Origin of the sequence: Paraburkholderia sp. RL17-383-BIF-A (assembly GCF_046028015.1) — a bacterium.
Lineage (GTDB): Bacteria > Pseudomonadota > Gammaproteobacteria > Burkholderiales > Burkholderiaceae > Paraburkholderia.
Window position 1 is genome coordinate 89,091 of the sequence record NZ_JARESR010000023.1, and the last position, 11,952, is coordinate 101,042.

General features: G+C 61.4%; 12 protein-coding genes. 9 read left to right on the forward strand and 3 right to left on the reverse strand.

Going from position 1 to position 11,952, the window contains the following annotated elements; genetic code table 11:
• The first annotated feature begins 67 nt into the window (after window positions 1–67).
• The 3 genes from P0D71_RS24130 to P0D71_RS24140 all read left to right on the forward strand — a co-directional run bounded on the left by P0D71_RS24130 (window position 68) and on the right by P0D71_RS24140 (window position 4,071).
• A complete protein-coding gene (locus tag P0D71_RS24130; protein ID WP_408482481.1) occupies window positions 68–1,066 on the forward strand; it encodes an AraC family transcriptional regulator in 999 nt (332 codons plus the stop codon).
• A 292-nt stretch (window positions 1,067–1,358) separates the two neighbouring features.
• Window positions 1,359–2,810, forward strand: a complete 1,452-nt coding sequence (locus tag P0D71_RS24135) for an APC family permease (RefSeq protein ID WP_408482483.1) — start codon at window positions 1,359–1,361, stop codon at window positions 2,808–2,810.
• Window positions 2,811–2,856: 46 nt separating this feature from the next.
• Window positions 2,857–4,071 carry a porin gene (locus P0D71_RS24140; protein ID WP_408482485.1) on the forward strand — a complete coding sequence of 405 codons (1,215 nt, stop codon included), beginning with the start codon at window positions 2,857–2,859 and terminating at the stop codon, window positions 4,069–4,071.
• Window positions 4,072–4,099: 28 nt separating this feature from the next.
• Here the strand turns inward: P0D71_RS24140 and P0D71_RS24145 are convergent, their stop codons facing one another.
• Window positions 4,100–4,465, reverse strand: a complete 366-nt coding sequence (locus P0D71_RS24145) for a hypothetical protein (protein WP_091800518.1) — start codon at window positions 4,463–4,465, stop codon at window positions 4,100–4,102.
• Between the two features lie 164 nt (window positions 4,466–4,629).
• The gene (tam, locus tag P0D71_RS24150) at window positions 4,630–5,406 is read right to left on the reverse strand and encodes a trans-aconitate 2-methyltransferase (protein ID WP_408482487.1); all 777 of its coding nucleotides are present in this window, start codon (window positions 5,404–5,406) and stop codon (window positions 4,630–4,632) included.
• 146 nt (window positions 5,407–5,552) lie between these two features.
• Here tam and P0D71_RS24155 point away from each other — a divergent pair, with 146 nt between their 5' ends.
• Genes P0D71_RS24155 through P0D71_RS24165 form a run of 3 tightly spaced genes read left to right on the forward strand, consistent with a single transcriptional unit; the run spans window position 5,553 to window position 8,530 of the window.
• Window positions 5,553–6,449, forward strand: a complete 897-nt coding sequence (locus P0D71_RS24155) for a LysR family transcriptional regulator (RefSeq protein WP_408482489.1) — start codon at window positions 5,553–5,555, stop codon at window positions 6,447–6,449.
• Window positions 6,450–6,501: 52 nt separating this feature from the next.
• Window positions 6,502–6,867 (forward strand): hypothetical protein, encoded by a 366-nt coding sequence (locus P0D71_RS24160; RefSeq protein ID WP_408482491.1) that lies wholly within the window; start codon window positions 6,502–6,504, stop codon window positions 6,865–6,867.
• Between the two features lie 58 nt (window positions 6,868–6,925).
• Window positions 6,926–8,530 carry a hypothetical protein gene (locus tag P0D71_RS24165; RefSeq protein WP_408482493.1) on the forward strand — a complete coding sequence of 535 codons (1,605 nt, stop codon included), beginning with the start codon at window positions 6,926–6,928 and terminating at the stop codon, window positions 8,528–8,530.
• A gap of 115 nt (window positions 8,531–8,645) precedes the next feature.
• Here the strand turns inward: P0D71_RS24165 and P0D71_RS24170 are convergent, their stop codons facing one another.
• Window positions 8,646–9,476: an oxidoreductase gene (locus tag P0D71_RS24170; RefSeq protein ID WP_408482495.1), complete on the reverse strand. Its 831-nt coding sequence runs from the start codon at window positions 9,474–9,476 to the stop codon at window positions 8,646–8,648.
• Between the two features lie 261 nt (window positions 9,477–9,737).
• Between P0D71_RS24170 and P0D71_RS24175 the strand changes: the two genes are divergently transcribed.
• The 3 genes from P0D71_RS24175 to P0D71_RS24185 all read left to right on the forward strand — a co-directional run bounded on the left by P0D71_RS24175 (window position 9,738) and on the right by P0D71_RS24185 (window position 11,859).
• Complete coding sequence (locus tag P0D71_RS24175; protein ID WP_408303501.1) at window positions 9,738–10,646, forward strand: AraC family transcriptional regulator; 909 nt, start codon at window positions 9,738–9,740, stop codon at window positions 10,644–10,646.
• A gap of 74 nt (window positions 10,647–10,720) precedes the next feature.
• Window positions 10,721–11,344, forward strand: a complete 624-nt coding sequence (locus P0D71_RS24180) for a glutathione S-transferase family protein (protein ID WP_408482497.1) — start codon at window positions 10,721–10,723, stop codon at window positions 11,342–11,344.
• Between the two features lie 236 nt (window positions 11,345–11,580).
• Window positions 11,581–11,859, forward strand: a complete 279-nt coding sequence (locus P0D71_RS24185; RefSeq protein ID WP_286161942.1) for a hypothetical protein — start codon at window positions 11,581–11,583, stop codon at window positions 11,857–11,859.
• The last annotated feature ends 93 nt before the right edge of the window (window positions 11,860–11,952 follow it).

Below are 11,952 nucleotides of genomic sequence, written 5' to 3' on the forward strand. Positions count from 1 at the left end.
GATAAAGTGCGCCAAGAGGAATGACTCGGGCAACACATCAGCGAAGACTGAGGAGGAGACGCTCAACATGAAAAAAGTCACGCTCAATGGCAGTTTCCCGATGATTCGCGCCGCGGTCATGGGACCGGTTGTGCGCGCTCTCGACGCATCGGGCGCGCAATGCGACGCGCTGCTGGAGGAGTTCGGCATGAGTCGGCGGCTCTTGTCCAATCCGTATGAAATTCTGCCGCTCACGCGTTATGTGGCCGCGTTCGAACGTGCCGCCGAAGTGCTCGGCGAGTCCGCACTCGGCTTGCGCCTCGGCAGCGAATTACAAGTGACGGAACTCGGGCCGGCGGGTCTGGTGTTCTTTTCGTCCCCCACCTTGAACGCGGCGTTGCGCAAGTTTTCGCTCGCGCTCGCGTCGTGGCAGAACACCACGACCTGCGAATTGCTACGCGACGACGAATGGCCGATGTGGACTTATCAGATCGCCAGTCCGCAAATCTGGCCGCGCCGGCAGGATGCGGAATACAGCCTCTCGACCATGTGCCATATGGTCCGGCTGGTGAGGGGCGCAGCGTGGAATCCGGTCGAAGTCCATTTCGAGCACGCAGCGCCCGCGGATATCAAACCGTATGCGCGAATCTTTCGTGTGCCGGTGCGCTTTCAGCAGCCTTTCAACGGGATGATTCTGCGTCCGCAGGATCTCGACGCACCGCTCAAGAGCGCCGATTCGCAAATGGCGCGCATGATGGAGCGCCACGCGACCGACCTGATTGCACGCGATGCGATGCCCCACAGTATCGTCGAGCAGGTTCGCGATCTGGTTACGCGACGTCTCGCGCACGAAAAGCTGATCGTCGCCGACATTGCGAAAGATCTCGGTCTCTCGCACCGCTCGTTGCAGCGGCACCTTGCGGAGCAGGGCACGTCCGTGCGGCAAATCCTGCGCGAGGAGCGGCAGCGCAGTGTGGAGGGGCTGCTCGAACGGGAAGAACTCACCAATGCGGCGATCGCCCGCGCTGTCGGTTATGCCGATGCGACCGTCTTGTGGCGCGCCACGCGCAACTGGAAAAAACAATAGCGCCGGACCTCATGGCACTTTCTTTCATTGTGAAAGCATCGTGCAGGCCAGATGTTGCCGCGCGAAAATAGTTCAGGTTCCTAAATATTCACGGCAAGCCGCTGAATTCTGGCTTCCCGGCGCATTGGCGCACATTATCGAAAATTTGGCGCGGTTCGCGAAGTCGCTTTATTTTTTAGCTACCTACCATGCGCTCACACCGAAGCTTCGGACGTCGGTCAACCGGGTGCCTGGATCAGCCGTGCTGGGGTTCAGGACGTGTTCCAGACTAGCCAACACAACAGAGGCAGCGATGAGTGAACCTTATTCTCCGACCCGTGCGGTCGACGCGGAGAACGCCGTGGAATTGAAAGGCAATACGCTGGGCCTGTGGCAGATCGTTTTCCTCGTGATTTCGGCGGCCGCGCCGCTGACCGGCATGCTCGGCGCGGTGCCGCCCGCGATCAGTCTGGGTAACGGCGCGGGCATTCCGGGCGCGTTCGTGGTTGCGGGCGTGGTGCTGCTGATCTTCAGCGTCGGCTTTGCTTCGATGAGCCGGCACGTGGTGCGAGCCGGTGCGTTCTATGCGTACATCACCGCCGGACTCGGGCGGCCGTTGGGCATGGCCGGCGCGCTTGTCGCACTGATGTCGTACACGTTCATCCAGATCGCGCTGTACGGACTGTTTGGATTCTTCTGCACCGTGATTCTCTCGCCGCTGTTGCATACCGGCTTACCCTGGTACGGCTATTCGTTGATCTGCGTAGCGGTGGTGCAATTCACCGGAATACGCGGTATCGATCTGAATAGCCGCCTGCTCGGCGTGCTGATGTGTCTTGAACTGGGCATTCTGCTGCTGCTCGCGATCGCGATCGTCGTGCATGGCGGCGGACCCAACGGCCTCACGCTCGCGCCGTTCACGCCGCAACATGTGTTCAGCGGCCACCTCGGCATTGCGGTGATGTTCGCGTTTGCGTCGTTCATCGGCTTCGAGGCCACCGCGATTTACGGTAAGGAATGCCGCGATCCGAAAGTGACGGTGCCTCGCGCGACGTACGTATCGGTCATGCTGATTCTCGTGTTCTTCGCCTTTGTTACGTGGACGATTGTCTGCGCGTACGGTCTTGCCGATGTGGTCACGGTCGCCACCAAACAGCCCGGCGATTTCTGGTTCATCCAGTCCGGCAAATATCTGGGCGGAGCGGTGACGACGGTGATGAGCTTTCTGCTGCTCAGCAGTATCTTCGCGAGTCTGTTGTCGTTTCATAACACGCTGGTGCGTTATATCCACGCGCTGAGTCTCGAGGGCATCCTGCCGCAAGTGCTTACCCGCGTGCACGAAAAGTACCGTTCGCCGTATAGGGCGAGCTATCTGCAAACGCTGTCCGTTTGCGTGCTGCTCGGGCTTTTCATCGCGGCGGGCAGCGATGCGTTCAACATCGTGTTCAGCTGGAGCTCCGCGCTCGGCACGATCGGCATTGTGATGTTGCAGGCGGTGACGAGTTTTTCGGTGATCGCGTTCTTCCGCAAGACGCGTAAGGACACGCGCGTATGGCACTCGTTCGTCGCACCGCTGGTGGGTGGTTTGGGTCTGCTCTATATCGGCGTGATTCTGGTGCGCAATCTCGACGCGCTCAGCGGCTCCGATAGTCCGATCGTCAAATCCTTTCCGTGGATCGTATTCACGGTGGCGTGCGTCGGCGTGGTGATCGGTCTCATTCTGCGCAGGAAGCGCCCGGATATCTACGCGCGCTTCGGCCAGTAATCGCGTCGCTCGACTACCACTCTCCTTACTTCCCGGCAGGAAAATCATGGCAGACAATTTCGTCAAGCGCCCGGCGCTTGCGCTGGCCGCGCTCGGCCTTGCGATGGGCGCGCACGCGCAATCTTCGGTGACGCTTTACGGCACGGTCGACGCCGGTGTCGTCTACACGAACAACCAGCAAACGACGCTCGCCGACGGCAGCACCAACGGGCACGCGAACTACCAGCTGGCGGGCGGCAATCTGGTGCCGTCGCGCTGGGGCTTGATGGGCACGGAGGACATTGGCGGCGGGACGAGCGTCAACTTCGCGCTGGAGAACAGCTTTCTGATCGGCAACGGCGCGATGCTGCAATCGAATACGCTGTTCAACCGCAATGCGTGGGTCGGTTTGAACAACGGCACGTATGGGGCGTTGACGTTCGGGCGTCAATACGATCCGTTCTCGGACTATATGGGTGCGTACGCGTCGAGCAACAATTGGGCGACGCTATACGGTTCGCATTTCGGCGACATCGACAACCTGAACGAAGCGTTCAACTTCAATAATTCGATCAAGTACATCAGTCCGAGTTTCGGTGGCTTCACGCTGGGTGGCCTGTTCAGTCTGGGCGGCGTGGCGGGTCATTTTTCGCAGAACAAGGGGTGGGCGCTGGCGGCGAATTACGTGCAGGGACCGTTGTCGCTGAGCGCGGGGTATCTGGAGTTGAATCAGCCGTTGCAGGCGGCGTTGGGCGGCACCAGCAGCTATATCGGCGATCTGAGTTGCGCTAACGCGGACGCGTCGTATTGTCTGTTGCAGGATGCGAGCAAGGTGCGCATTCTTGGGGCAGGGGGGGCGTACGCGTTCGGCAAGGCGAGTGTAGCGGTGACTTATACGCACACACGGCTGTCGCAAAGCCAGTACTTCGCGAGTGCCGCGCGGCCCGCGGGAGCCGATGTTTCGTTCGATATTGCCGAGTTGAACACGACTTATATGGTTGCACCGGATTTGCAGCTTGGGCTGGCGTATATCTTCAATGATGCCGAACCGGGCGGCGGGGCTTCTACCCGGGTGCACCAGGTCAATCTTGGCGCGGTGTACAGCCTCTCGAAGCGCACCGCTGTCTATGCCGTGGCGATCGGGCAAAAGTCTTCAGGGGCCGGGTTGGGAGTGGATCCGGCGACAGGAGGGACGGAGAATCTGGCGCAGATTCCCAATATCGTCAATTCGGATACGGATCGGCAGGTTTCGGTGATTTTGGGGCTGCGGCATAACTTTTGATGCACCCCGGCCAAGGCAAAAACCTAAGCTAATCCGCCAGCCTTTTATCAGCCAAAGCATTCTGACAATCGGCGATCACCTGCCTGACGAGCCTGGCCTGAGGGTCCAGCTCGTCCGTATCAAGAATCTCCTCGACCGCGTCTCTAGCCCAATCGGTTTCGACAAACTGTGCGTGCCGCCGCGCAATCTCCACCGCGGTGGCCGACAGTTTCGCGATACTCAGCCAGTCGGCCTCGCGCGCGCGCCGGTCGAGCCATTTGTGGGCCGCCTGCACGTGAAACGCCGCGTCGGGCCAGTCCTCATTCAGGTAATAAGCGCCAAGACTGCCGCATGTGAGCCAGCACAACAGCTCCAAACGGTCTCGTGGACTCAGATGATGGCGTACATCACTCATGGCGACGCTCGCTGCTGTAAATTGCGTTCCGGTGAGGACGGCGAGCCGCCATCCTCCGCTTTGATTGAACAATATCACGCAGAATTCAAGCGCGGCAATTCCTGACGTTCCCTGGCGTGCCGGCGCCACAGCAGGCACGCCAGCTGACTCGCGGGCCTGCTGCGCTAGCGGGTGGCGACGATGAACAGCCGCGGAAACGGCAACAGCACCGTGCCGTCGGCGAGCGCCGGATAAGCCTCGGCGATCGCGTCGCGGTATCGCCGCAGGAAGGCGGCTTGCCCGGCGGCGTCGAGTTCGGCGAGGAAGGGCCGTAGCGCGCTGCCCTTGAACCATTCGACCACCGCGTCCGTGCCGCCCGCAAGCGGGTGGTGGTAGACGGTGCGCCACACGTCGACCCGCGCGCACAGCGGCTTGAGCAACGCGTAGTACCAGCCGGCGTCGTAGCGCAGGGTGCGCTCGAGGCCACTCAGTCTGGCAGCCCACGGGCCGTCCGCAGCGATTTCGCGCAGCAGACGGTGTGCGGGCTCGTCCAGGTTGTCCGGCATCTGCACGGCGAGACTGCCGCCCGGCGCGAGCTTCGCCACGAGCGACGGAAACAGCCGCTCATGATCAGGCACCCATTGCAGCACCGCATTGGCAAGAATCAGGTCATAGGGCCCATGCGCGTCCCACGTGGCAATGTCGCTCACCTCGAACTGGAATTGCGGCAGGCGCTTGCGGGCCGCCTCGATCATGTCCGGCGAGCTGTCCATGCCGCTGACGACGGCGCCCGGCAGACGCGCGGCGAGCGCTTCGGTCGAGTTGCCCGGGCCGCAGCCAATGTCCACCGCGCTCCGTACGTCCGTTGCCGGCACGGCCGCCAGCAGATCCCTGACCGGACGCGTGCGCTCGTTTTCGAACAACACGTATTGCTTTGCTTGCCAATCCTGCTTCGACGTCATCTGTTGCTCCTCGTGTGCGTGATGGCCGGACCGGTTGTCGGGGACTCCGTCTGGACCGTGCCCCGAACCGATCCAATCCGTTCATTTTCAGTGGCGCCGAGCGCGGAGTAAAATGAATTTATCATTCCGATTCCTTCATTTTTCTAATGAAAATCGACACGCTCGGTGTCCAGGCATTCGTCGCCATTGCGGATCGCGGCAGCTTCCAGAGCGCCGCCGATTCATTGCACGTCACGCAAACGGCGATTACGCAGCGTCTGCGCAAGCTCGAAACTTACCTCGGCGTCACGCTGATCGAGCGGACCACGCGATCCATGGCGCTCACCAAGATCGGGCGCAGTTTTTTGCCGCAGGCGCGCCGCCTGCTCGGCGAACTCGCCGACGCGCTGGTGGAAATCCGCGAGACGGGCGAGGCGCGGCGTGGCGACGTGTCGATCGCCTGCGTACCGACGGTGGGCGTGCAGTATTTGCCGCGCATTCTGCAGGCCTATTCCGCGCGCTACCCGCATAACCGGATCAGGATTCTCGATCACGCTTCGGCTGCGGTGGAGGAGGCCGTGCTGCGGCGGGAGGTGGAATTCGGCATCAATATTGCGCGCGAGGCGCATCCGGATCTGGTCAGCGTGCCGCTCACGGAGGACCGCTACGTCTTGATCTGCCATGAAGATCATCCGCTCGCGAAGCGGCGCCGCATTGCCTGGCGGCAACTGCAATCCTATCCGCTGATTCTCGCGGGCGAGGTGAGTGGCAACCGCGCGTTACTCGATGTCGCACTGGAGTCGAGCGAGCTGGCCTTGCGCTCCTTTTACGAGGTCCAGCGCAGTTCGACCGCTGTCGGCCTGGTCGCGCAAGGTGTGGGCGCGGCCGTGGTGCCGGCGCTCGCGCTCCAGAAGGGCGCGTATGCGACGGTGCGCACCGTCGAGCTCACGCAACCCGTCGTGTCGCGCACACTCGTCCTCGTGGCGCGCAAGACCGCGCAGTTGTCGCCGGCGGCGCAGGCGCTCTACGACATGATTCTCGAGCAGGCGACGCTCAAAGCGTGAAAGCGTGAAGCCGTGAAGCCGTGAAGCCGTGAAGCCGTGAAGCCGTGAAGCCGTGAAAGCGGCGACGGCCAGGAAGCAAGGTCGTCAGGCCGCGTTCCGCCTGCGCGTCTCCACTTCACTTAAGCGTAACCCGTTGGTTGCTCGACGAAAGCGCCACCCACTCGCCTATGCGACGCGATGTCACTCTCACGGAGCCAAGGTATGCGGAACAATCCGTTGCCGCTCGACCGGCTTCGCGGATATTTTCGCGATCCTGATTATCCAGATCGCACTGATCATGCCGGTCGTCGTTAGTGACGGGCAGTTGGGCGCCTGCTCAATGACTTTCTTATTCAGCTTGCTTTGTTTCGGAAAGCCAATCGTCTTTCAATTTCATAAGCGCAAATTGAGTTTTAACCGGCGCAGCATTGTGTTGTGAAGACGATCAGTTGAACATAGCGCCCGCGTCACCACCCACATTGTGAGGATAGAACTGAATGCAAAGTAACAAAAAAATGGCGCTGCGGCTTGGCGCGATTGCGGCTGTGGTATCTCTGAGTGTGTCATCCGCGTTTGCTGTTGTTAGCGAGCCCGCGCCGAATCCGTTTTTTTCGTCGAAGACCTATGCGTTGACTCACGTCGATCCGGCAGCTACCGACGTCGCACCCTATCCTCTAACGCGCGGCACGTTCCACATCGACCCGGCCAAAGAGCCACGCGTGATTCGCGGCCCCGTCAACATCATGACGCTCGAGTCCACATCGAAAGACTTTATGTGGGGAGTGTCGAGCGAAGGTGCGACGTACATCGACGTCTCGAACGGCGGATTCAGGGAAGTCGCGCGCATCACGCCGCCGGGCGTCAAGGTGATCGAGCCTGCAGTGCTCGGCAAGGTGCTGGATCAGCATTTCGCTAACGTCGATCAGGTGAAGGACGCCGTCTTCAACCGGCTGGGCCTCGATCAGACGCGCGTGGGCAATGGCATCTACGGTCTGGTCGACAAGGACAACCGCGTCTACTACAACACCGCGGACGGCCGGATCTTCGTCTATGGCCTGAAGGATCCGCGCAATCCCGCAGCGGGTATCGAAGTGGTCGCATCGCGCGATCTGAGCAAAGATGTGCTGACGGGCCAGCACGGCTTCTCCGGCAAGGAAGGCATCATGGGTCTGAATCTGACTTATGACGGCAAGCTCGTCGTGCTGGGCAACAACTCGGTCTCCGTGATCAACCGCGATCTGAGCGGCCAGGCGCACACCATCCACCTCGACGAGAACGAGTTCGTCAGCAATTCGGTTGCGGTCGACGACAGGAACGGCCTCTATTTCGCCTCCGACAAGAAGATGCACAAGGTCGTCTGGACGGGGACCAAACTCTCCAACGACGCGTCTGACGGCGCGTGGAGTTCGCCATACGACACGGGCGACTGGATGCCGACAGTCAAGTTCGGAACCGGAACCGGCTCGACGCCGACCTTGATGGGCTTTGGCAAAGATGACGACCGGCTCGTCGTGATAACGGACGGCGCGGATCGCATGAAACTCGTGGCGTTCTGGCGCGACCAGATTCCCGAGGGCTTCAAGAAACAGTCGGGCACGAAATCGAACCGGATCGCGGGCCAGATTCTCGTGACTGCCGGCTTGCCGTCGAGCACGAAATACATCCAGTCCGAGCAGTCGGTGGTTGTCAACGGATATGGCGCATTCGTGGTCAACAACATTGCCGAGCACGGCGAAAAGGACAAACTGGTCGACGTCCTGTCGCTCGGTCCGATCAACAAGCCGGCGCATGGGGCCGAGCGTATCGACTGGGATCCGGCGAAGCATCAGTGGAAGTCGGCGTGGACCAACGCTTCGGTGGTGTCGATCAGCATGGCGCCGACCATGAGCGGCCCTTCCGGCATTGTGATGACCAATGGCTACTACGAGAAAGACGGCTGGGAAATGGACGGCCTCGACTGGAATACCGGCAAGGTCGTGTATCGCGCGATTTTCGGCAAGTCCAATTGGGGTAACGGCGGCTACGCTCAACCGCAACTGTTCCCGAACGGCGATTTGCTGTTCAACAGCATCGGCGGGCCGATCCGGATTCGGAATCAGTAAGCGGTAGAGGCAATCAAGACAGTGTATCGGCGCGCGCAATCGGCAGATTGATTGCGCGCGCCCTGTTTTTATGGGCTTTCGATACGCCCATGCCCACGCATATGCATCGTTGTTTTCAGCCGAAATCGGTCGAACGCGACAATGCCTCCCACGTTTCAATCTCCGCGTTCAGTGCAGCGAGCTTCGCTTTCACCAGATCGAACGCGTCGTTGCCGAGCAGCAGGTGCACCGGCGGATTCTCCGCTGCGACGATCGTCAACAGTGCTTGAGCCGCTTTGCGCGGATCGCCGGCCTGCTTGCCACTCTTCGCCTCGCGCGCCTCGCGGATCGGGTCGAACAGGGCGTCGTAGTCGGCAATGCTGCGGCCAGCGCGGATCATCGAGCGGCCGGCCCAGTCAGTGCGGAACGACCCGGGCGCGACGGCCGTCACCTTGATGCCAAAGCCTGCCACTTCTTTCGCCAGCGTCTCGGTGATGCCTTCGAGCGCGAATTTGCTACCGCAGTAGTACGCAATGCCGGGCAACGTGATGAAGCCGCCCATCGAGGTGATATTGATGATGTGACCCGAGCGACGCTCACGCATGGCCGGCAAGACGGCCTTGATCATCGCCACCGCGCCGAACACGTTGACGTCGAATTGCCGGCGTATATCGTCGAGCGGCGACTCTTCCAGCGTACCCTCGTGCCCGTAACCCGCGTTGTTGACGAGGACGTCGATCGGGCCGACCGTTTGCGTGATCGCCGCGACGGCGGGCTCGATGGCGTCGAACTCCGTCACGTCGAGCACGATGGCGTGGGCCCGTCCAGCCGCCAGCGCCATGAAGGCGTCGCGCGCGGCCTGATTGCGCACCGTGCCGACGACGATATGGCCCGCGTCGAGCGCAGCCTGCGCGAACGCGCGGCCGAAACCGGAACTCACGCCGGTGATCAGAAACGTTTTGCTCATGATGATCCACTCCTTTGTTTATCCGCCGTCACGCGGCGCCTTCGGGCGAAAGCGCACGGCGTTGACGGAAGCCAGCCCAGGACTGCATGGTAGGGGCGGCCAGGTCCGGTGCGAATGCCGGTTCGTCTGCGGTGATTGCCTAATCCTATGAGTCGATGGATTTTCCAGCGCGGCGGTGGCACATTGCCGTCTGGTTATGCATGTTTTGGAAGGGGCTCAAAAGTGACGGCCAAACACCGTAATCCAGGCGCGCGGCAACGCATGGTGGCCTTGCTCGAAAATCTCGCGCCGGTGGAAGGCTACAACCTCACCGTGTTGCCCGACGTGCGCTTTTTGCGTTCGAACCGGCCGCTCAGTCGCACGCCCGTGCTGTACGACCCCGGCGTGGTGATCGTGTGCCAGGGCCGCAAACGGGGCTTTCTCGGCAATACGGTCTACGTGTACGACGCGCAGCACTATCTGGCCGTCTCGGTGCCGGTGCCGTTCTCGATGGAAACCGAAGCGAGCGAGGCGGAGCCTTTGCTCGCGATCTATTTGCGCCTCGACTTCAAGGTGGCGGCCGATCTGATGCTGCAACTCGACGAGCGGAACGCGGGCGTGCGAGCCGAGCCGCTCGGCATGATGTCGACCCCGCTCGATGCGAAGTTGAGCGCTTCAGTGCTGCGTTTCCTGGAAGCGATGAGCGTGCCGCTGGAGGCCGAGCTGCTCGGGCCGGCGCTGGTGCGCGAAATCTATTTCCACGTGCTGACGGGTGAGCAGGGCGGGGCGCTGCGCGCCGCCCTGACCGCGCAAGGACAATTCGCGAGGATCGCCAAGGCCATCCGCAAGATTCACGCGTGTTATGGCGAGCCCCTGGGCGTCGAGCAACTGGCGCTGGAAGCGAACATGAGCGTGCCCACCTTCCACTTTCACTTCAAGGCAGTCACGCGCTCGTCGCCCATGCAATATCTGAAGTCGACGCGACTTCATCAGGCGCGCCTGCTCATGGTGAGAAACGAGATGACGGCAGCGCTAGCGTGCGCGCAGGTGGGTTATGAAAGCGCTTCCCAGTTCAGCCGCGAATTCAAGCGCTTATTCGGCCGCAGTCCGGTCGAGGAGGCCGACCGGTTGCGCAAGACCTTCGCCATGCCGCCGCCCGCGCCGGGCTCGATCTTTGTCGCTTCGCACTGAGCACAGCTGGCCCGGTGCGCACGACGCAAATCGTGCCTGTCGGCTTCAGCACGCCGCCGATACAGTTTGAACCCATGCTACAGATCCTCGGCAAGACCTCGTCCATCAACGTCCGCAAAGTCCTGTGGACGTGTGCGGAACTCGCGCTTCCATTCGAGCAGGAAGACTGGGGCTCCGGATTTCGCGCGACCGGCGTGCCGGAGTTCCTCGCGCTGAATCCCAACGCGATGGTCCCCGTCATCAAGGACGGCGAGTTCGTGTTGTGGGAGTCGAATTCGATCATCCGTTACCTCGCCGGCCGCTATCAGGGCGAGTCGTTGTATCCCGTCGACCCTCGCGAGCGCGCCCGCTGCGATCAATGGATCGACTGGCAGGCGAGCGAATTGAACCGCTCGTGGAGCTATGCTTTTCTGGCGCTCGTCAGGCATTCTCCGGCCCACCAGGACCCGCGGCAGATCGAGCTGTCTTGCGAGAACTGGGCGAGGCATATGGCCGTGATCGAAGGTCAACTGGAACAGACTGGCGCGTTCATCGCGGGAGAGACGTTTTCGCTCGCGGACATTCCGATCGCGCTGTCTATCAACCGTTGGCTTGAGACGCCGTTGCAGCACGGCGATTTGCCCGCGGTCGCCGCCTATATGGCGCGTCTTGCCCCGCGCGAAGCTTACCGAACGTATTGCCGCAACGGCACACCGTAACGTCCGCGAGTGACCGCGGCGGGCTTTGCACACGCGCTCGCGGACACCTGCGCCGCTTACAAAAACCATGCACGGTGCTTGCGGATTCCTGCCTGTGCAAGCGCTTCTGCGTGGCACGCCCCGAGTCGCCTACAATGGCCGCTTTTGCGACACCGATTGAAGGTTCCACGATGCGGGTATCGAAAGTTGCGCTGGCGTTACTGACAGCGTGTTTCACTCTGAATGCGAGTGCCGAGATGACGGCCGCCCAGTACAAAAAATGGGCGCATGCCGATAACAACTCGATCTACGCGGCGTACATCACCGGCACGATCAATGCGTTCGGCTGGGCGAATGGAGATCTGGTGGCGAAGAAGCGTCCGGCGCTCTTCTGCCCGCCGCAAAATCTCGCGATCGGCAACCAGAACGTCTATCCGTTGCTCGACGAGTTTTTCAACAATCACCCGAGCATTTCGGACGACTTTCCGATCGGTCTCGCGATTCTCCGTTCGCTGCAGGGCGCGTTTCCCTGCTGAGGCCGAGCGGGACTGCGTGGCTCGCGCGGCTCAGGCTGCGGCCGGAGCTTCGCGCTCGCAGCATTTCGCGTAAGCGTTCTCCATGCCCGGCAG